We start from the raw sequence: 21,003 nt of genomic DNA, 5'->3' as shown, positions 1-21,003 counted from the left end.
AAGCTGCTTATTCAACGACGAATGCAACCTTTCGTTGCTCGCTTAAGTAAAGACAACGTAATTCTATTTGGGCTTTTGGCATTTTTGTCCGTAGTCATGACGCTATTCATTCTGATGCCACTGTGGGCAATGTTGAAGAAAAGCGTTCAGAATGCAGATGGCGATTTTGTAGGTTTACAAAACTTCGCAACCTACTTTTCTTCTCAAAGCCTTTGGCAATCAGTAGGTAACACCTTCACTTTGGGTCTGTTGGTAACGGTTGTCGTTGGCGCATTAGCGTTTGGTTATGCCTATGCGTTGACTCGTTCATGCATGCCTTTCAAGGGGCTTTTTCAGGTACTAGGTTCTGCGCCGATTCTTGCGCCATCATTGCTTCCGGCAATAAGCCTGATCTTCCTATTTGGTAACCAAGGTATCGCCAAAGAAGTCTTGAGTGGTAACTCGGTATACGGCTTGATTGGTATATCTCTAGGCTTGATATTTTGGACTTTCCCACATGCTTTGATGATTCTAACCACTTCACTCAGAACGTCCGATGCTCGCCTTTATGAGGCAGCACGAGCACTGAATACTTCATCGCTTAAAACCTTCTTTATGGTGACTTTACCTGCAGCCAAATATGGCTTAATCAGCACTTTGATCGTTGTGTTTACGCTGGTGGTGTGTGACTTTGGTGTACCGAAAGTGATCGGCGGTAGCTACAACGTTCTATCGACGGACATCTTTAAACAGGTGGTTGGTCAACAAAACTTCTCGATGGGTGCGGTGACCAGTATCTTGTTGCTATTGCCTGCGCTACTTGCGTTTACTGTTGATCGCTGGGTGCAAAAGAAACAGAAGAGCTTGTTTGATACTCGCTCTGTCGCGTACCAACCAGAGCCAAACACCATGCGTGACAGCTTGTGTTTCCTTTACTGCACACTTATTTCGGCTGCTGTCGTTATCGTGTTGGGCATGGCGATATATGGTTCTATGGTTACCTTCTGGCCTTGGAACAAAGCGCTGACACTGAACAACTATAATTTCGCAGAGATGAGTACCTATGGTTGGACTCCGTTCTTCAACTCTCTAACGCTTGGCGCATGGACTGCCATTATCGGTACCGTGTTGATTTTCTTAGGTGCGTACTGCATTGAGAAAGGCAGAGCATTCGGTCCTGTTCGTCAGGCGATGCAGATGCTCAGTGTTGTGCCAATGGCGGTTCCGGGGATGGTGTTAGGCTTGGGCTACATCTTCTACTTTAATGACTTGAGCAACCCACTCAACTTCCTATATGGCACGATGGCGTTCTTGGTTATCAATACCGTGGTCCACTACTACACTGTAGGGCACATGACGGCATTAACTGCGCTGAAACAGCTACCTTCGGAAATTGAAGCTACGGCTGCCTCGGTAAACTTACCGCAATACAAGTTGTTCTTTAAAGTGACAGTACCCGTTTGTCTGCCTGCGATTTTAGATATTGCGACATACCTGTTTATTAATGCACTTACCACGACATCTGCGGTAGTATTCTTGTATTCTACCGATACGATACCTGCGTCAGTTTCAGTACTGAATATGGACGATGCGGGGCAAACCGGTGCAGCAGCAGCCATGGCGGTGATGATCATGATATCTGCGGCGAGTGCGAAGTTGATTCATATGTTAATCAACAAGTTATTTGAGAAGCGCACCCAAGCTTGGCGCAAGCGCTAGCGAACCATTTTATATTGCAGTTGGCCAAGGACTGGCTGACGACAAGAACAAGAATGAAAGGAAATTAAGTGCAGTACGTAAAAATCAAAGATGTCATCGTAGAGCAGATAGAGTCGGGGATGTTAACGCCACGACAGAAGCTCCCTGCAGAACGTAAGCTGGCTGAATCGTTTGATACGACACGAGTTACATTGCGCGAAGCTTTGTCTTCACTTGAAGCGGAAGGGCGCATTTATCGAGAAGATCGACGTGGTTGGTTTATCTCACCGGATCCGCTTCGTTATGATCCGACACAGACACTGAACTTCACCAATATGGCTTTGTCACAGAATCGTAAGCCGAAAACAGAGTTGGTGGCGGCAAAAGGTATGTTAGCAACCAAGGAAGCAACTAGGCTTCTTGAACTTCAACCTTTTTCGGATGTTTATCGTGTAGATAGAGTTCGTTACCTTGAAGACAGGCCGGTTGTGTATGTGACCAACTACATTCGACCAGAGCTGTTTCCCAACTTACTCGATTATGATTTGTCTAAATCACTGACTGATATCTACCGCGAGCACTTTGGCGTGGTGTATCAGAAGATCCGTTACCGAGTAAGCACAACGTCTTTGCTTGGTGAGACAGCGCAAGCCCTGCGTGCGACTTCTGGTTCTCCTGCGATGGTTGTTGAGCGTGTTAACTACAATCAAAACGGTGATTTGATTGACTGCGATATTGAATATTGGCGTCATGACGCGATCAGTATTGAGTCGATAGCGCAGTTAGAGCGTTAGTCTCTCAGTTAGTTAGAAAGCTAACCTGCCAATTAGAACGCTAGTCATAAAGCTAGAACGCGCATCGTATTGGTTGGCACCTGCAATTTTGTAGCGTGCTTAAGTGAAACGATCAAAGGTCTCTTATTCGGAGGCCTTTTTTATCAGCTATTTTCAGCGACTGTTCTTATCAGTTATCAATTTAGGAATGAAATGGAATTCTCTGCCATCATCATCGTGATCATTTCGGCTTTGCTTCATGCGGGTTGGAATGTTTTAGGTAAATCTAATCAAGGATCGGGCTCGTCTTTTTTCTTAGCATCTGGGGTTGCTGCCGCAGCGATATTGACGCCATATTTGATTTGGTATGTTCACAGTGTTGGGCTATCAAATATCTCACTTCCATTTTGGCAATTGGTTTTCTTGAGCGGGATTTGCCAAATCGTCTATTTGATTGGGTTGGGTGCTGCCTATAAACAAGATGATATTGGTGTGATTTACCCAATGGCACGAGCACTTCCGGTGTTAATGGTTGGTTTGGGTACCGTATTGATTGGCTATGAACTGTCGCCGAATCAGTGGATGGGTTTTGCACTGATCACATTGGGTTGTTTGTTTGTGCCGCTTAAACAATTCTCTGAACTGAGGCTCAAGGCTTACCTGAACCTTGGCGTGTTGTGGGCATTAATCGCCGCCATTGGTACCACGGGTTACTCCATTATTGATAAAGAAGCGCTTCTGTTATTGGAGCCGTTAAGCACACCCATCATTACCAATAAGCACACCGCGGTTTTCTATTTAGGCATTCAGTTTTGGGCGATCGTGATTCCGCTGAGTATTTGGTTGCTGGTGACCAATCAAAGAGTCGAGTTTACCAACGCATGGATACTACGTAAGAAAGCCACAGTTGCAGGCATTATGATGGCATCGACTTATGGCTTGGTGTTATTTGCGATGACTATGACAGAGAACGTCAGCTTGGTTGTGGCACTTAGGCAAGTAAGCATCATCTTCGGCGTAGTGATGGGGATCTACTTTTTAAAGGAAAAGTGGCACATGACTCGCGGTGTAGGCGTCATTTTTATCATAGCTGGTTTAGTTATCTCACTGACGTAAAAGGAAATTTAAACACACCTCCAACCTATAATGTGACTTTTCAGCCACATTTTTCTTATTGATAGCAAACGTTTTACTAATGTTAAAGATGTGATCCTTCTCATAGACAAGGCTGTAAAGTTACCGGTAACATCCACTCCAACGTTACCGGTAACATATAACAACAAACCGGACTCTGTGAAACTCATAAGGATACCCAAATGAAAGCTCTGACTAAAACGCTGATTGCTGCTTCCCTCACTGGCCTATTTGCTACTTCAGCAATGGCTGCAGACTTTAAACTTAAGATTCAATCTTCAGACCCATCTGGTGATTTGAACTTCAAAGTTCAGCAGAAGTGGGCTGAGCGCGTAGAGACGATGTCTAACGGACGTATCGATATCGATCTTCTTCCTGTTGGCGCTGTGGTAAAGCACACAGAAACGTTAGGCGCGATCAAAATGGGTATCCTAGATGGTCACATCACAGCAACAGGTTACTTCTCTGGTAAAGATCCAGCATTCGGCCTTATCGGTAACATGGTTGGTGCATGGTCAGACACAACACAACTGCTTCAGTACATGAACTACGGCGGTGGTAATGAGCTAATGACTGAACTGTACAAGCCTTACGGTGTTCAGTTCGTTGGTGCTTCAACAACCGGCGTTGAGTCTTTCATTTCTAAAAAGCCAATCGACGGTGTTGCGGATCTTAAAGGTCTTAAACTGCGTGCGCCTGAAGGCCTAGTACAACAAGTATTTGCAGCCGCAGGCGCGACTCCAGTAAACCTGCCGGGTTCTGAAGTCTTTACTGGCCTAAGCAAAGGCGTAATCGATGCTGCGGACTACACAGTATTTTCTACAAACCAAAAAGCCGGCATGAACGATATCGCTACCCACCCAGTTCAACCGGGTTTCCACTCACTGCCTCTTATCGATATCTCTGTATCTCAGAAAAAATGGGACAAGATGCCAGCTGATCTACAAACCATTCTACAAACATCAGTGCGCGACTTCTCTTACGACATGACGACTCAGCTGAAAATGGCTGACCAAGCTGCACTTAAAGAAGCTCAAGCGAACCCAGAAATCACTATCCATGACTGGTCTCAAGAAGAACGTAAGAAGTTCCGTGAAATCGCGAAAGGCCAATGGAAAGTATTTGCAGAGCGCTCTGACAACGCAGGGAAAGTTTACACCTCAGTGACTGTGTTCCTAGAAGAAAACGGCTTACTGTAATTCAAATTTAGTTTACTGACGGGGGAGGGCACTGCTCTCCCGTATTCTCCCAGGAAATTTGGCTCATGACCGATAAAATCCCCCACGCCCCAGCTGAAAACGACGAGCAACCAAGAAATGCGCTTGATCGTTTTGTTATAAAGTTCAGTAATCTCGTTAGCTGGTTGTTTATTTTTACTGTATTGATTTCATTTTATGAAGTTGTGATGCGTTACGCATTTGATGCCCCGACCACATGGGTACATGAAACAGCTTCTTTCATCGGTGGTTCATTATTCATTATTGGTGGTATCTACGCGTTTGCTGCGAATAAGCATGTACGTGTGGTTCTTATCTACGATTCGGTGTCTAACCAAGCACGCAAATATCTTAATCTTGTTCACCACATTGTTGGTTTGGCCTTTGCTGGCATGCTCGCTTATGCGGCTTACTTCACTGCGGAAGAAGCGTGGTTTGCACCTTGGGGTGAATTCCGCCTTGAAACATCAGGTTCAGTGTTAAACGCGCCTTATCCTGCGTTGTTGAAAGGCCTGATCTTTGTCGTTTTGTGTGTTCTTGTTGTCCAGTTTGTATTGCACCTAATCCAAGAGTTGATGGGTCTAAGGAAGAATGACGATGTTTGATTTATCTTCTATTGGTATCGCGTGGGGCAGTTTGCTCATGCTGGTTATGATGATTGGCTTGCTACTCACTGGTATGCAGCTGGCCTTCGTAACAGGCTTCGTGGCGATTTTCTTCACCCTATGTTGGTTTGGTCCTGATGCATTGCCTTTGATTGCAAGCCGAACTTACAGCTTTGCTTCTGGTTATGTATTCCTCGCGGTTCCCATGTTCGTATTGATGGCGGCTTTATTAGACCGTTCGGGTATCGCACGTGACCTGTTTGATGCAATGAAATCCGTTGGCCGCAAGGTTCGTGGTGGCGTTGCAGTACAGACGTTATTGGTAGCCGTGTTATTGGCTTCCATGTCGGGCGTTATCGGTGGTGAAACTGTACTACTAGGTATTCTTGCACTGCCTCAAATGCTTCGTTTGGGTTATGACCGTAAGCTTGCTATCGGTACAACTTGTGCGGGCGGCGCACTTGGAACCATGCTTCCACCAAGTATCGTACTTATCATTTACGGCATGACAGCCAGCGTATCGATTGGCGACCTGTTCAAAGCGTCTTTCTTGCCTGCGTTTATCCTTGCGGGTTGTTACATCGGTTACGTATTGATTCGCTGTAAGTTGAATCCTTCTCTTGCGCCAATTCCAAGTGATGATGAGACAGAAGAAGACATTGCAAATCAGCCTAGTTACTTCAAGGCTCTGTTCTTCCCACTGCTCTCTGTAGCAACGGTGTTGGGCAGTATCTACACCGGTATCGCTTCAGTAACAGAAGCTTCTGCTTTGGGTGTGGTCGGCATCATGATCAGTGCGCTGATCCGTGGTGAGCTGAACTTCAGCATGTTGAAAGAGAGTGCCATCGCAACCATGCGTACCTGCGGCATGATCATGTGGATTGGTATCGGTGCAAGTGCATTGGTTGGAATCTACAACCTGATGGGCGGTATTGACTTTGTTGAAGAAACCATCCTTGCGCTCAGTGGCGGTAACGCGACAGTAACGCTATTAATCATGATGGCTATCTTACTGGTTCTAGGCATGTTCCTTGACTGGGTCGGTGTAGCACTTCTAACAATGCCAATCTTCGTACCAATCATCACTGGCCTTGGTTTTGACCCAGTATGGTTTGGTGTGGTGTTCTGCCTAAACATGCAGGTGTCGTTCTTGTCACCACCGTTTGGTCCTGCGGCTTTCTACCTAAAATCGGTAGCACCAAAAGACATCAGTTTGGGTGAGATTTTCTCTTCACTACTGCCGTTCATTGCACTTCAAGTTCTGGTTCTGGCACTGGTTATTATCTTCCCTCAGCTAGCACTTTGGTGGCAATAACGGCGAAGGTTCCTGAGCAAATTTAGCGTTCAGGGACCGATCATCAGCAACACAAGTTTAACTATTAGATTCGATTGTCAGCCCCAGTTTTGGTTGGGGCTTAGGGAAGGCTTGCCTTATGAAAAGCAAAAAAATACTCGTGATGGGCGTATCTGGATGCGGAAAAAGCCTTATTGGTAGCCGTATCGCAGAAGCATTAACGCTTCAGTTTTTTGATGGGGATGACTTCCATCCCCAAAGCAATGTAGAAAAGATGCGTCAAGGTATTCCTCTGACAGACGATGATCGTCAAGGATGGCTGGAAACACTGAATAAGCTATATATTGAGCAACCAAGTGCGGTGATCGCCTGCTCTGCATTGAAACCTCAATATCGCGACATTCTACGTGAGAATAACGAAGACTTGGTGATTGTGTACCTACAGGGCAGTTTCGATACGATTTGGAATCGTCATAAAGCTCGTGAAAATCATTATTTTAATGGTCAAGAGATGTTGAAAAGCCAGTTTGAAACCTTGGTTGAACCTGAGCTAGATGAGGCGTTATTTGTCGATATCTCGCAAGATGTTGAGCACGTGGTTGCAAGCGCACTTAAACAAATTAAGCAGATAGGCTAAACCATGACTCAGATAAAAAATGACATCGCGATGATTGGTTTAGGAGTGATGGGCAAAAGCTTAGCGCTCAACCTACTTGATAACGGCTTTAACGTTGCTGGCTTTGATTTGAATATAGAAAACATTGATCGCGCCAGTTCAGAAGCGAAGGAGCTTAATGAATCGTTTACTGGTAAAGGTCAGCTCACTAAAGGCACTAGCCTTGAACATATGTTGCAAGGATTAGCGAAACCGCGTGTCATTGCGTTGTCGGTTCCTGCAGGGAAGCCCGTTGATATCGTCGTGAATAGCTTGCTAGATGCAGGTTTAGAAAGCGACGATATTGTTATCGATACAGGCAACAGCTTATGGACAGATACCGAGGCGCGTGAAGTGAGCTACCAAGGCAAGCTTCGCTTCTTCAGTACCGCCGTTTCTGGAGGTGAAGAGGGTGCCCGCGTTGGCCCAGCGCTCATGGCGAGTGGCGACCAATCAGCTTGGCAGTATGTGAAGCCGATGTGGGAAGCGATTGCTGCGAAAGTCGATGCGAACGGTTTACCTGTCGCCCAGTTTGAAGCGGGTGAAGCATGCGCTGCTTATGTTGGACCTTCGGGTACTGGGCATTACGTTAAGATGGTTCACAATGGTATTGAGTATGCCGACATGCAGCTTATCTGCGAAGTGTACCATTTCATGCGTGATGTGCTTGAAATGCCAGCTCAAGAGATTGGGCAAGTCTTTGAGCAATGGAATAATGGTGTACTTAATAGTTACCTGATGGAAATCAGTGCCGACATTCTTCAGCAAGAAGATGTGATGACGGGTAAGCCATTTGTTGATGTTGTGCTTGATAAAGCGGGACAAAAAGGCACGGGATTGTGGACAGCAGTTAACAGCCTGCAAGAAGGGTGTCCAACCCCAACAATTGCTCAGGCGGTTTATGCTCGTGCGATGAGCGGTCAAAAATCTCAACGCGTTCAAGGCAGCAAGCTCCTTAAAGGTAATGTTGCTGATGCCAGCCAGTTGGATAAAACAGAGGTTATTTCTGAGCTTCACGATGCTCTATATTGCGCCAAGTTGTCTGTTTACGCGCAAGGTTTTGATTTACTAAAAACAGCGTCCGACAAAGAAGGCTGGAATCTCGATTTCATCCAAATAGCTAAGATTTGGCGAGCGGGTTGTATTATCCGTGCTGCTTTCTTGCAAAGTATCACGTCGGCTTACCAACAAAATAGTGAGCTAGCGAATCTGTTGTTTGATGAGGCTTTCATCAAACAGGTGGAGGAGCGTGAGCTTGCTTGGCGTATCGCCGTTGCTAATTCCGCTTTGTATGGTGTGCCGATGCCGGGAATTAGTTCAGCATTAAGCTACTTTGATTCTCTTCGCTGTGTAGTGCTACCAGCGAATCTATTGCAAGCGCAACGTGACTTTTTTGGCTCTCATACTTATTCGCGAGTCGATAGAGATGAGGCTGAAAAATTCCATGTAACTTGGAGTCAGTCTCCAAGAACTGAAGTAAAAGTTAACGCTTAAATGATGTATAACGCCCTCGCAATGAGGGCGTTATTGTTTGAACAGTAAGCAGCATTAAATATATCTGTTTTTATGTTCTTGTCGCGGTATCAACCTTTTGTTAGATAAGGCTTCAAATTCCAAGTCAGTTGGATACACTGTTACCAGTAACATAACCAAAAATAATAACTATTAATTATGTCGAATAAGAAAAAACGTCCCACATTACAAGATGTTGCCAACCTAGTTGGTGTCACTAAAATGACCGTCAGTCGCTGTCTGAGAGATTCTTCTCAAGTATCAGAAGCACTACGAGACAAGATCAACGCTGCAGTCGATGAACTGGGTTATATCCCTAACCGTGCGCCAGACATCCTTTCCAATGCCAAGAGTAATGCCATTGGCGTGCTGGTTCCCTCGTTAACCAACCAAGTTTTTGCTGAGGTTATCCGTGGTATCGAGCAAGTCACCGCACCTGCGGGTTATCAAACCATGATTGCTCACTATGGCTATAGCGCTGAACTGGAAGAACAAAGCATTGCTTCGCTGCTCTCGTACAATGTTGATGCGATTATTCTGTCTGAGAATGTCCACACAGATAGATCTCGAAAAATGCTGCAGACCGCTTCAATCCCTGTGATTGAGATTATGGACTCGGTATCGCCAAGAATTGAGCAAGCCGTCGGCTTTGATAACTTCGAAGCGGCTAGAGCGATGACCAAAACCATGCTCGACAGAGGACGCACCGATATTGCTTATTTAGCCGCTCGTATGGATGAGCGTACTCGTTTGAAAATGGCAGGCTATGAACATGCGATGCAAGAAGCCAACAAAACGCCAGTAACACTGCAAACGGAAGACGCTTCCTCGTTTACTCTCGGTGCTAAACTGATTGGTGAGCTACTTGAGAAACACCCACAAGTGAATGGCATTTTCTGTACTAACGATGACTTGGCGATTGGTGCCTTCTACGAATGTATACGTCGTGGTATTCAGGTTCCAGAACAGATGGCGATAGCAGGTTTCCACGGACACGACATTACAGTGGCGATGACACCTCGTTTAGCGACTGTGCTAACACCTAGGGAGCAAATAGGTAAAGTCGCGGCAGAGCAAATTGTGGCGCGTTTAAAAGGCAATAAAGAGTGGGTTGCGAAGTTGGATCTTGGCTATGAGATTGAAGTCGGTGAGAGTATTTAACTCGGTATTACGCTTCTTTGATTGAATTCAATAAAAACGCCCTTAACGAGATTAGCTTCGTTAAGGGCGTTTTCAATTTGTCTTTCTATACTTTTAGCATCAAGGCTTGTCTAACAATTAGCATCGAGGCTTGTGTAGCAAGGAACTTTAACTCGCTAAGGCCTGAGCATCCTGTTGTTTCAACACTTTATGACCATCTTCAGTCACGCCACGTTTCCAGTAACTGCTGATGTAGATGTTCTCTTTGGTTACTTCTTTTTCGTTTCGGAAGTACTGTCTTAGTTCACGCATGCTTTCAAATTCACACGCTGTCCAAATCGAAACCTGACCGTCTAACCATTCTGAATTGCGAACTGTCTGTGAAAGTGTTTCTTCAGTTTCATCTTCAATTAACCAAGTGACCTTGATTCCTTGAGGGACTTCAAGTGTTTGCTTATCTGCTGCTGAATTGATCTGAATGACAGCGTGGCCCGTTGCTGTTTCTGGAAGTGTTTTCACTTTTGCAGAAAGCGCAGGCAGTGACGTCATGTCTGCAACTAAGAAGAACCAGTCAGACTCAAGATTTAGCCCTTGAATCAAACCAGGGCCCGCCACTGAAATCGTGTCACCCACCTCTGCGCTCATTGCCCATAGTGCGGCAAAGGCACATTGCAAATCTGTGGTGATGTGACGAACGAAATCAACCTCAATCCACTTTTCTACAGGATTGTATTGTCGAATGGTGTAGGTGCGCATGGTTGGACGCTCACCTTCACTCAGTTGGCTTAAATCGGTTGTGCCTAGTGGCGAGAATAGAAGCTTGATGTAGCCGCCAGCACATTCTGTTGGATACTTACTTAATCCCTCACCGCTAAGCGTTATACGCTGCATGTTTGGAGTAATGGTTGAGGTTTGAGTAACGGTTAATGTGATAGGGCTAGGCTTGCTCATATAGGGCTCTCTTAGATTTTGATTTCCACATCATAATCCTGAACCAGAAAACACTCAATACTAATAGTTATCATTTACTTTTATTTACACAGGCGCAACGTAACTTGAATGCTCTGATCTATATTGGCAACAACCTCAACAAAAAAGCCCTTTAGAAAACTAAAGGGCTTGATGCATTAGAGCGGGCTAACGTGAGCAGAATTAGCTGTTTGCTTGCTCTAGTTCAATCGTTTCTTCAGCCGCTTTCGCTGCTTCTAGCATCTTACGAATAATGAACGACGCAGCCATTGCGATACCCACCATCACTACCGCTAAAACGGTTAGCATTTGGAAGTAATCGCCGTAAACCGTTTGTACGATCTCTTGTGTGATTTGTTGACCTTTCTCTAGTGCAATAGACGTTGAGAACACCGCGCCAACAATACCTGATAGTGCGATTGCTACAGAGAACAAGCTTACTGAGAAGTTCTCGATGTGCTTAGGTGCAACAGACAGAATGAACGCCACAACCATAGAGCCAACAATTACTTCACCAAATGCTAAGAAGAAGTGGATAGCTAGGAACACTTCTGGGCGAATCAGAACGTCATCACCAACTGTGGTTACTGCCATCGTAAGGATACCGAAAGCGATAGCCGTGAGAATGAACGAGAAACCCACTTTGGTAGCGGTAGAGAAGTTGATGTTTTTCTTTTCTAGGTTAGAGAAGATGCCCGCGATGATTGGGCCAGCGACCATGCACCATAGTGGGTTCATTGCCATTGAAGCTTCTGGAGCAACAGGGATGAAGCCAAATAGGTCACCACGCATTGTGTTGATCGCTACCATTGTCATCGATGTCATCATCTGACCGTAGTACACGAAGAAACATGTGGTTAGGAATGTGATGATTAAGATAGTGCCCATTTTCAGCATGTCTGACTTCTTCGATTTTAGCATCAAAGAGACAAAGTAGACGATCGCTGCACCACCAATTGCGTAAACGATGTTTTGGCCAATATCCATGTTAGAGAACATGAAGAATACCAAACCAATCATTGCTGCAGAAAGACCAAGGAACGCAGCCCAGTTTTTCGTGCTTACTGGTTGTTGATCGATTTCAGCACTTGCTTCAACAAGGCCTTTGCGAACAAAGATCATCATTAGAAGCGCAGCACCTGCTAGAACCGCTGAAAGAAGGAAACCACCGTGGAAACCCACAACAAGCACTAGCATTGGGAACAAGTATTGGCCTAGTAACGCACCAATGTTGTTTACTGAGTAGTTGATAGGGTAGCAGTTTTCAAAATCTTCTTGAGTTTTGAACGTGCGTTTGTAAAGACTTGGGTAAGAAGGGGACATCAAACCACGTGCATAACTTGCTAAAGCGATACCACATAATGCCATCGGTACATTGGTTGCTGCTGCACCGAGTACCAGTAAAACATAACCACTTGCGAAGCCTAAAAAGGCAATGGTCAAAGATCGGTATGCGCCTAAAAATTTGTCGGCGATAAAGCCACCTGCGATAGCAAATAGCGGTCCGATTGCAGAGAAAGCACCAACAACCATCATGGTGTCGGCTTCATTGTAGTTCAGATCTTCAAGGAAGAAACGAGTCAAGATCACCATGACGCCATAGAACGAAAGTCCGAACATCATTTGGCAGAACATCATTGATTTGTTTAATCTATTCCACATTATTTTATTCTCACATTTGTATTGATATGTAGTGTAATTACCCAATTATAATATCATTACTAGCAATACATAAACTGAAACATGTATCCCAAACCGGACTTTGCTCGATATACCTTTTCTTATGAGTGCATTGATATTTCTCATGAATGAAATTTGCAATGTTAGATTTTGCTAATGGATGCATGGCTGTGTGAAATTCAACCATTTTTATTTGTGGCTAAGTAATGAACAAATATAGGGAAAGTTAGCGAGGATCATCTTGTAAAGTTTTTCAAGTGAGTATCACTTTCAATTGGCCGTTGGGTTTTAGCCATTAAAAAAGCCAGCTTGGCAGCTGGCTTTGTTTGGATATTGAAAACTAAGTTTACAATAATGAGGTCTGAGTGAGGGCTTCTGTTAGTCGAATAGCTTCACTTCATTGCACTTCAACTATTTGTAGCATCTCACTACTCACTTCATCGCATCTCAACTATTCACAAGGTGGTGCCATGTGGATTACCGCTAGGCCACCTAAAGACGTTTCGCGGTACTTCTTGTTCATGTCTTTACCTGTCTGGTACATGGTTGCGATAACCTTGTCTAACGAGATAAGGCACTTGCTAGTGCGTTTCAGCGCCATACGTGATGCGTTGATGGCTTTCATTGCACCCATGGCATTACGTTCAATACACGGTACCTGAACAAGCCCACCGATTGGGTCGCATGTCATGCCTAGTGAGTGTTCCATTGCGATCTCAGCAGCAATACAGATTTGCTCGTTACTACCGCCTCGAAGGGCTGTTAACCCTGCCGCTGCCATTGAAGAAGATACGCCAACTTCACCCTGACAACCTACTTCAGCACCCGAAATCGAAGCATTAGTTTTGTAAAGGATGCCGATAGCGCCAGAAACTGCCAAGAAGTCTTTCAACTGCTTAGTGTCTAGCTCTTTGATGAAACGATGGTAGTACATTAATACCGCAGGAATAACGCCAGCAGCACCGTTAGTTGGGGATGTTACAACCTGACCACCTGCTGCATTCTCTTCACTTACAGCAAAGGCAAACAGGTTAATCCAATCCATGATCTCCATTGGATCGTTTTCAATCGAGGCATTCGCTTCAAGCTTTTTCAGCAGAGCAGGCGCTCGACGTGTCACTTCTAATCCGCCATCAAGGATGCCTTCGGTATCGAAGCCACGTTGCATACAAAGAGACATCACCTTCCAGATTTGGTCGGCTTTCTGGTCAATCACATCCATACCTTGGAACGAGACTTCGTTGCGCAGGATTAAGCCTCCAAGGCTAAGTCCTTGTTGTTCAGACAACTCAAGCAATTGATCAGCAGAAGTAAAAGGGAATTCAACTTGTGTTTCTGACTCTGACTTGCCGTTTTGTAGCTCATCAGCGGTCGCGATAAAGCCACCACCAATGGAGTAGTAAGTCTCCATATCCAAAAGGTTACCGCTTGCATCAAACGCAGAGATCGTCATGCCGTTTTCATGAAGTGGAAGATTGGTTTTATGGAAGAGTAGGTCGCTTTCTACATCGAAATGAATGTCGTGTTTGCCACTAACCATTAAAGATTTATCTTCAATTGCTTTACGCATGGCTAAATTAGCGCTGGTTATTTTGATCGTATCAGGGCGATTGCCAAGCAGGCCTAATAGGGTTGCACGGTCGGTGTGGTGACCGATACCTGTTAGTGACAGTGAACCGTATAAATCGATTTGAATACGGGTAACTTGATCAAGTACCGATTCAATCTTTTGGGTAAAATTAAACCCAGCGATCATTGGTCCATTGGTGTGGGAGCTGGAAGGCCCGACCCCGATTTTGTAAATGTCAAAAATAGACAGCATAGTAACTTCCTGTGAAGACGGTTCGATGTACGAACTCTGTGTAAAATTTGTATTTTGTTCGTTTCACTTTTCATGAAACATTTTTAGTCGAGCTTGTTCTTTGCTTGAAACGTCTCTTTTATTGAAACTTGTGTTAGCAAGCGTAGAGCAATGAAATACAAGAGCGTGTTATGTTTGCTTTATAAGCGTCACGTCTATTCCTGCATTACATATGGTGTTGCTATCAATAGTGAGCATTATTGCGAGCAACCTATGAGAATTTAAAAATACTTTTGTTACTGGATATTGTATACATAATTCACTCTATCTAATCACTAAAACGAGACTTGAACATAAAATGAGCATTAATCACCTCCTTATTGTGCTGGGTAAGCGACTTAATGGGAATAAATTGACTGATGAAGGGATCAGTCGAGTTGATGCTTTAGTTGAGTATCTGGCGGAGCTTTTGGTAGAAGAGTCCAATCAGCAAACTGCGGTTGCATTTTGCGGTGGGGTGACAAAAGGCCAAACCCTCTCTGAAGCGGATGCTATGCACCAGTATTTTCGAAAGCTGGAAAGTGAACGTGAAGCGCCGTTTGTGTTGGGCGAGATCTTACTAGAGCAGCATTCGACAAACACAGTTGAGAATATTCAGAATTTGGCTTCAGAAATGATAGAAAGCGGGTTGTTTTCTCGCGGGCAGAGTGTAAAAGTGACTTTCGTTTCGAATGACTATCACTTACAACGTATTTTTGAGATTCAGATGTTGATGGACGAACAAGGCTTACTTAAGGTTCTAGTCGAGAAGTGTTCTGCACTTGGGGTGGATCTGCAAATAGATCGTCAACTAGAGGCTCATGTTGCGGTGCCATATCCTCATCAAAGTACGCAAGGGCAATTGTTTTTATTGATGGATGTACTGACGACCTATCGCGTCTATCTTGAAGGAGTTGTTGCTGGTTCGTTTGAACGTGATTTAGAGTCCGTAAGGCGAGAACCTGAAAGATTGGCATTAGAGGCTTTAACGAGAGTGGGGTGCCTTCTGAAAGAGTCATCTCAGTTTGGCATCATAGGTACCTTGCGACCTGTTTTAGCAAGCTGTATTCAACAAACTCCTGCAGTTACAGACATTAAAAAAGTCAGGGAGTATCTAGCGCTGTTAGACACAAACCTGACTTTATTGAACCGATATTTAGACCCAGAGCAGGATAAGACTCAACGCTGGTGGCGATAAATGGTTATTTCTTTTTTGTGATGCCATTAACCGTCTTTAGACTGGCAAAAGCAATCAAACAATAAGCGAGTAGCTCGATGCCTTCTTCGGCGATATTTTTAACCACGCGAACGTAATCATCACCCATAACATTGTGCCAAAAACTTCCCATGCCAAACAGACGAGAGAACACCAATAGCAACACTACGCCTGTAACCAGAAGGTTCATGTGCGGAGACGCAAGGATCAACGCAAGTTGGTCAATGGTGCGCTTACCATTCTTTATTGCGTAGAAAATGGCACTACCTGCAACCAATAGAGCAGGGACAACCCATGCACCATGTACGATTTTGTCGAACCAAAAATCCATTTCACGAATGAACAAAACTGCGAAAAATGCACTGATGAGAAGAGCTGCATGCTTAACTTCACTTTTCTCTCTTGCTAAATAAGCGAAAGATGCAGATGTCACGATAAGCAATAATTGTTGCAGCATCTCGGTCACTGAGATCTCACCAACATTGCCATTCAACAATACAAAATCAATTCGAAGTGCAAGGTTTGCGACAATGCTGATCGCTAAAACGACCAATGCTGTCTGGCAGCGCTTATAGATAACTTCAGAGGTTGATTGTGAGAGTGTGAACTCTGGGAGTTCAAGTGACATGTAAGTTTGTTCTTTCGTTTTAGATTGGCTTTTCATTTCAATTCAGCTTGTAATATTTTGTAACAGGCTGGCATTCTATCGGGCAGAAGCTTACTAATGTCAGAGTAATGTCATAAATAAAACACTGTTCAATTGGTGTGTGTATACGGTAAACCGCTGCCTTAAGGCAGACAGTTTACGTAATTTAATAGAATTTTGGGGGTGGGTTTTTACAGCGGTGAGGTTGGAAACTTGCAGTAGAAGTGATTACTTTTCAGTTTCTTGCTCGTGGTTATTGCGGTAGTACTCCCACTGTTCGATGCGCTCGCCGTCATCGAATACACAATAAGTTGTGCGTTGATTGTTTTCAGTCACAGTGTCTAATTCGCCGTCTTGTTGAACACAGTAAACCGCGGCTGGGTTAGCAACTGAAACTCGTTGGCCTTCACTATATTCTGCATAGTCGTTCGCACAACCGCCTAATACAACGGCAAATACAGCCATCAAACCAATTTTCTTCATGTGTATCTCCTACGTGATAAGTCTATAAATAAATGCGTTAAGTTCTACAGAACCCAATTAGAAGCCCTATGAAATGAGTATATTTTAGATTTCAGAAAAGGTTGTCCTAATTTGGTCAAGATATTGAAATAGGTTGATATTTCTTCATGTTTAGCTGCTTTTTGGGTGTTAGATCAAGCTAAGCTGATTGTTGCTATGACAGGTGTATTCTTGTCTGAGGCGTGTTGGTTTGATGGTTATTGCGCTTCGATCACCATTCAATAGTGATGAGTGAGCAACAATGAGAATGAACGGGTAGCCGTTCTGGTCCGCGATTGTGCACCTCGAATCTATTGATGATTATGATATGATGCCGCCAAATTTCAGTTGAGCAGTCAGAATCATGAGACACCTAAAAACCACTATTCACCCTGATATCGATCACCTAGACAACAAAACTGTATATAAGCGCAATGCAGCACGTGCGATTGTGTTAGATGGCGAAGACATTTTGATGCTTTATACAGAGCGTTATCACGACTACACCATTCCTGGTGGTGGCTTGGACGAAGGTGAAGATGTGATCGCAGGTATGGTCCGTGAACTGGAAGAAGAGACTGGCGCAAAGAACATTCACAGCATCAAGCCATTCGGAATTTTTGAAGAGTTTCGCCCTTGGTATAAAGACGACGCAGATATGATGCACATGATCTCTTACTGCTACTCATGCAAGATCGATCGTGAGCTTGGTGAAACGGCTTACGAAGATTATGAAGTCAAAAATGGGATGAAACCTGTTTGGTTGAATATCCATGAAGCGATTGCTCATAATGAAAAAACCATGGCAGAGAGTGCTAAAAAGGGCATGAGCATCGAACGTGAAACCTATCTTCTGCACTTGATTGCTAAAGAGATGCTGTAAGCCGCAATAACTTCCTCCTTATCAAGCTTCTATCTTTTAAACTTGCTAATTATTAACCGCCTAAGAGTCCTGCGCTTTTCGGCGGTTTTTGTATCTGGCACCAATCGCTTTGTTTGAAAGTGAGTGTAGCGCTCGCCTTTTGATTCCCCTATATCGGTATAAATCTTGGTTAAAAGTCGGTGGTTTTTAAATTGACGTAACACTTGAGCAATTTGATTCTTATTTTGAGTATATTGATCACGAATCCTAGCTTTAAAACCAAAATAAAAAATTTATCTTTGATTTCATTATCTTAATTCCATGTTTTTTTGAACGGAAACTTGGCCTTCCTCTTGCTTCATTGACTAAGCAGCTCGCTTTATCGACACCAAAATAACAAACCACTACTTTGGCTTAATTATTAATTTGGCATGTGGAAAACTTTTATTTAACCGTCGTTCAGAGTTCACACACTTTTCAAGGAAATCGCTCATGCGAAGAAGAAGTCGAGGTTTACTATGAAATACAAACAAGTGATTTGTCTGTTGACGGCAGTAGTCAGTGTCCCTATCTACGCAACGACGGTGGATTTGGACTTTTCAAACCATATAGAATCAACTAATGGGAGTAGTAGCTGGGCGGGACCGACGTACGATGGGGTGTCAATGCATTTTCTGAATGTCGGAACACATGATGGAAAAATAATCGATGCCAAAGTGACTAGTAGTGTGTTTGGTGATGCGACATTTTTGTTTCATGCTCCTAACTACAAAGTTGGCGCAACGCAGCCTTCAGGAGATATTGGTTTTCTTTACCAAACTAATTCTGCGGGCTCTGCAGGCTTAATCTATACCTTTGAATTTTATGATGGCACGGATGGCCTCTCCGGAACCTTCTCAGTACCTTATACACTTCCCGAATTTGACATGATTGGTTATGACATAGATGGAGAACCCGCACAGTCTGAACAAGTACGAGTCTTTAAAAGCGAAGGTTTTTTCAGTTATCAGCTCGGTAGTGCGAGTGCAAGTTTGACGGCAGAAGAGAGTGCCGACGGGACTTCAGTTTTATTCACGGGACCAGGTACAAACTACTCTGAAATAGACACTTCAGGGGCGGTTAAATTCACCTACAAAAACACTTCTATCGTTACACTTCAGTTTGAAACGGTTACCACGAGTACTGGACCGAACCCTATATTCTCGGCATTTGATGGTAACTGGGAGCTATCCGGTTTTACAACTCCCATCGAAAGCTCAGACGAATCTGATTTTGGTGATGCGCCTGATAGTTACAGCACGTTACAAGCGAGTAATGGTGCTGAACATGCGATTTCGTCAACGCTTTATTTAGGGGCTAGCATCGATGCTGATACTGACGGCCAACCTGGTGCAGCATCCAATGGCGACGACTTGGATCTTGGCGGGAACGACGACGATGGAATTACCTTGTTGTCCAACCTAGAAATTGGATTGGACAGCTTAATCAATGTCAACGTAGTCGGTAGCGGCTATCTACAGGCTTGGGCTGACTGGGACATGAATGGCGTTTTCGATGATGACGAGCAAATACTGAAAAATCATTCTGTTGTCGATGGAAGCCAAGTTGTTCCTATTCGTGTCGGCGATGATGCCGTCGTTGGTACAGTACAAACTCGATTCCGCTTGGCTAGTAGCCCAAACATTCCTAGCGATGGTTATGTTGGTGATGGGGAAGTTGAGGATTACGTTTTCAATGTAACCGACCCAGGGACCACGATCCAACACTCTAATTACTACACTGCGGCCTTTGAAGATAATTGGCCAGAAGTGGGCGACTTTGACTTAAATGATGTCGTTGTTTACTACCGAACCACCATTTTAAGTAAAGACGATGCCGTTCTTCGAATGGATATTACTGGTACTGTCATGGCTTATGGTGCTTCTTACGGCAATGGCTTAGGTTGGAAGCTCAATGGATTCGACGAGGCGGATGTTGATCTTCAAACTGCTCGAGTACAAAAAAATGGGGCGACTCGCGTTAATATTTCACCATTTACTGGTGAGGATAAAGCGGTTGCATCGCCAGGAGGAGACGTTGTCGTTGTTGCATCTCTAAACTTAAGAAATGATCTGCCTATTAATGCCGAATGTATGTTCCACCGTACTAACCCATCTTGTAGCATGTCGCTCGAAGCAGATAATATGACGTTCAGTATTTCTCTACCGTTTGCGTCTGGAAGCGAGCCAACTGTGAGTTCATTGATGCCATTGAGTGGCTTTGACCCATTCATCTTCGGTCCGGGTGAAGGTTTGTATCACGGTTCGAGTTTCACGGGTTCTCCAGGGAAAGATCTCGAGATTCATACTGCAGATCTACCTCCAACAACTCGTGGTACGTTAGTCAGTGATTTCTATGGCATAGCGCAAGATGACTCGGATCCATCGAGCAATAAGTACTACAAAACCACACAAAATATGCCTTGGGGTATCTTAATTTCATCTCCTTGGAATCATCCATCAGAGTACGTTGACATCAGTGAGGCATACCCAGACTTTGCTGAATGGGCGACCTCAGGAGGTTCTTCAAAACCAACTTGGTACTTGAACCCTAACTCAGACAAAACTTGGTCTACTGAAGATTAATCAAGGAGGATTTATGAATACAACTAAACTAATGCTGAGTAGTGTCACTCTGGTCTTTCTTACTGCTTGTGGCGGCGGAGGCGGTGGTGGCGGTTCAACTACTTCATCGCCAAGTTCCGTTGCTCCGCCGAGTAGCGCTCCTGCTGGCGGTAGTAACGCGGTTACCTCTAGCGTTGCACCTGCACAAGCGCTGAAATCAGTAGAGCTATCCGTACCAGAAGGTTTTGACTTCTCTACCGAGAGGGAGGTTGTTGTAACCGTTGATGTAGCAAGCTCACAGAGCTCACGAGGCTTTATGAGTATCTACACTGATTTCAATGGTGAGGTTGTTGATTACACCTCACAAGTGTTGAGAACGCCGATCAATGAGGACATCGATTTTTCAACGACGCTGCTTCTTCCAAACCATGTCGATAAAGTTTGGGTGGAAGTATGGTATCCATCAGCAATGGGAAGTGAAGTGAAGCGTTTAGTGGACATCAACAACGGGCAGGTGGACGTCGTCCTTTAAATATCATCATTTAACAAACCTAAAATATTTGCCGCCATTTTGGCGGCAAATTTTCTTTTTGTAGCCTTGAAAAACAACGGAACGATCAAAATATCAATTTGGTTGATATTGTCAACTATGTCTTTTTGGTGTACCTTTAAACCTGAG

At 44.3% G+C, this 21,003-nt stretch carries 17 protein-coding genes and 1 pseudogene; 13 read left to right on the top strand and 5 right to left on the bottom strand.

Going from position 1 to position 21,003, the window contains the following annotated elements:
* Positions 1-39 precede the first annotated feature (39 nt).
* The 9 genes and pseudogenes from BCT49_RS01100 to gntR form a co-directional block, all read left to right on the top strand.
* Positions 40-1,698, top strand: a pseudogene (locus BCT49_RS01100) (putative 2-aminoethylphosphonate ABC transporter permease subunit); the annotation flags it as partial.
* A 68-nt stretch (positions 1,699-1,766) separates the two neighbouring features.
* The gene (phnR, locus tag BCT49_RS01095) at positions 1,767-2,471 is read left to right on the top strand and encodes a phosphonate utilization transcriptional regulator PhnR (RefSeq protein ID WP_102433816.1); all 705 of its coding nucleotides are present in this window, start codon (positions 1,767-1,769) and stop codon (positions 2,469-2,471) included.
* Between the two features lie 192 nt (positions 2,472-2,663).
* Positions 2,664-3,566 carry a multidrug transporter gene (locus BCT49_RS01090; protein ID WP_102433815.1) on the top strand — a complete coding sequence of 301 codons (903 nt, stop codon included), beginning with the start codon at positions 2,664-2,666 and terminating at the stop codon, positions 3,564-3,566.
* 200 nt (positions 3,567-3,766) lie between these two features.
* Positions 3,767-4,783 carry a TRAP transporter substrate-binding protein gene (locus BCT49_RS01085; RefSeq protein WP_016797095.1) on the top strand — a complete coding sequence of 339 codons (1,017 nt, stop codon included), beginning with the start codon at positions 3,767-3,769 and terminating at the stop codon, positions 4,781-4,783.
* 65 nt (positions 4,784-4,848) lie between these two features.
* Complete coding sequence (locus BCT49_RS01080) at positions 4,849-5,406, top strand: TRAP transporter small permease subunit (protein ID WP_004730132.1); 558 nt, start codon at positions 4,849-4,851, stop codon at positions 5,404-5,406.
* A complete protein-coding gene (locus BCT49_RS01075; protein WP_010428786.1) occupies positions 5,399-6,721 on the top strand; it encodes a TRAP transporter large permease in 1,323 nt (440 codons plus the stop codon). Before BCT49_RS01080 ends, BCT49_RS01075 begins: the two co-directional genes overlap by 8 nt.
* A 118-nt stretch (positions 6,722-6,839) precedes the next feature.
* Positions 6,840-7,337 carry a gluconokinase gene (locus BCT49_RS01070; RefSeq protein ID WP_102433814.1) on the top strand — a complete coding sequence of 166 codons (498 nt, stop codon included), beginning with the start codon at positions 6,840-6,842 and terminating at the stop codon, positions 7,335-7,337.
* Positions 7,338-7,340: 3 nt separating this feature from the next.
* Entirely contained in the window at positions 7,341-8,849 is a 1,509-nt protein-coding gene (gene gndA / locus BCT49_RS01065) for an NADP-dependent phosphogluconate dehydrogenase (protein WP_102433813.1), read from the top strand.
* Between the two features lie 177 nt (positions 8,850-9,026).
* On the top strand, positions 9,027-10,028 hold the full coding sequence (gntR, locus tag BCT49_RS01060) for a gluconate operon transcriptional repressor GntR (protein WP_102433812.1): 1,002 nt from the start codon (positions 9,027-9,029) through the stop codon (positions 10,026-10,028).
* A 147-nt stretch (positions 10,029-10,175) separates the two neighbouring features.
* Here gntR and BCT49_RS01055 read toward each other — a convergent pair whose 3' ends face one another.
* From BCT49_RS01055 to BCT49_RS01045, 3 genes are all read right to left on the bottom strand, one after another.
* The gene (locus BCT49_RS01055; protein ID WP_102433811.1) at positions 10,176-10,958 is read right to left on the bottom strand and encodes a siderophore-interacting protein; all 783 of its coding nucleotides are present in this window, start codon (positions 10,956-10,958) and stop codon (positions 10,176-10,178) included.
* 201 nt (positions 10,959-11,159) lie between these two features.
* Complete coding sequence (locus tag BCT49_RS01050) at positions 11,160-12,638, bottom strand: peptide MFS transporter (protein ID WP_029223660.1); 1,479 nt, start codon at positions 12,636-12,638, stop codon at positions 11,160-11,162.
* Between the two features lie 469 nt (positions 12,639-13,107).
* Positions 13,108-14,478 carry an L-serine ammonia-lyase gene (locus tag BCT49_RS01045; protein WP_102433810.1) on the bottom strand — a complete coding sequence of 457 codons (1,371 nt, stop codon included), beginning with the start codon at positions 14,476-14,478 and terminating at the stop codon, positions 13,108-13,110.
* 337 nt (positions 14,479-14,815) lie between these two features.
* Here BCT49_RS01045 and BCT49_RS01040 point away from each other — a divergent pair, with 337 nt between their 5' ends.
* Positions 14,816-15,694 carry a YdcF family protein gene (locus BCT49_RS01040; protein ID WP_102433809.1) on the top strand — a complete coding sequence of 293 codons (879 nt, stop codon included), beginning with the start codon at positions 14,816-14,818 and terminating at the stop codon, positions 15,692-15,694.
* A gap of 4 nt (positions 15,695-15,698) precedes the next feature.
* Here the strand turns inward: BCT49_RS01040 and BCT49_RS01035 are convergent, their stop codons facing one another.
* Together BCT49_RS01035 and BCT49_RS01030 are read right to left on the bottom strand one after the other, a co-directional pair.
* Entirely contained in the window at positions 15,699-16,376 is a 678-nt protein-coding gene (locus BCT49_RS01035) for a hypothetical protein (RefSeq protein WP_102433808.1), read from the bottom strand.
* A 210-nt stretch (positions 16,377-16,586) separates the two neighbouring features.
* Positions 16,587-16,841 carry a putative hemolysin gene (locus tag BCT49_RS01030; RefSeq protein ID WP_048659117.1) on the bottom strand — a complete coding sequence of 85 codons (255 nt, stop codon included), beginning with the start codon at positions 16,839-16,841 and terminating at the stop codon, positions 16,587-16,589.
* A gap of 382 nt (positions 16,842-17,223) precedes the next feature.
* Here BCT49_RS01030 and BCT49_RS01025 point away from each other — a divergent pair, with 382 nt between their 5' ends.
* From BCT49_RS01025 to BCT49_RS01010, 3 genes are all read left to right on the top strand, one after another.
* Positions 17,224-17,742 carry an NUDIX hydrolase gene (locus BCT49_RS01025; protein WP_102433807.1) on the top strand — a complete coding sequence of 173 codons (519 nt, stop codon included), beginning with the start codon at positions 17,224-17,226 and terminating at the stop codon, positions 17,740-17,742.
* A gap of 497 nt (positions 17,743-18,239) precedes the next feature.
* On the top strand, positions 18,240-20,345 hold the full coding sequence (locus BCT49_RS01015; protein WP_102433806.1) for an LruC domain-containing protein: 2,106 nt from the start codon (positions 18,240-18,242) through the stop codon (positions 20,343-20,345).
* A 13-nt stretch (positions 20,346-20,358) separates the two neighbouring features.
* On the top strand, positions 20,359-20,856 hold the full coding sequence (locus BCT49_RS01010) for a hypothetical protein (protein ID WP_017105219.1): 498 nt from the start codon (positions 20,359-20,361) through the stop codon (positions 20,854-20,856).
* Positions 20,857-21,003 lie beyond the last annotated feature (147 nt).

This window comes from Vibrio lentus, assembly GCF_002875945.1.
In the GTDB taxonomy this organism is placed as follows: domain Bacteria; phylum Pseudomonadota; class Gammaproteobacteria; order Enterobacterales; family Vibrionaceae; genus Vibrio; species Vibrio apostichopi.
Note: the sequence above shows the minus strand (reverse complement) of the source record. Positions and strands in the feature narration are given on the sequence as shown.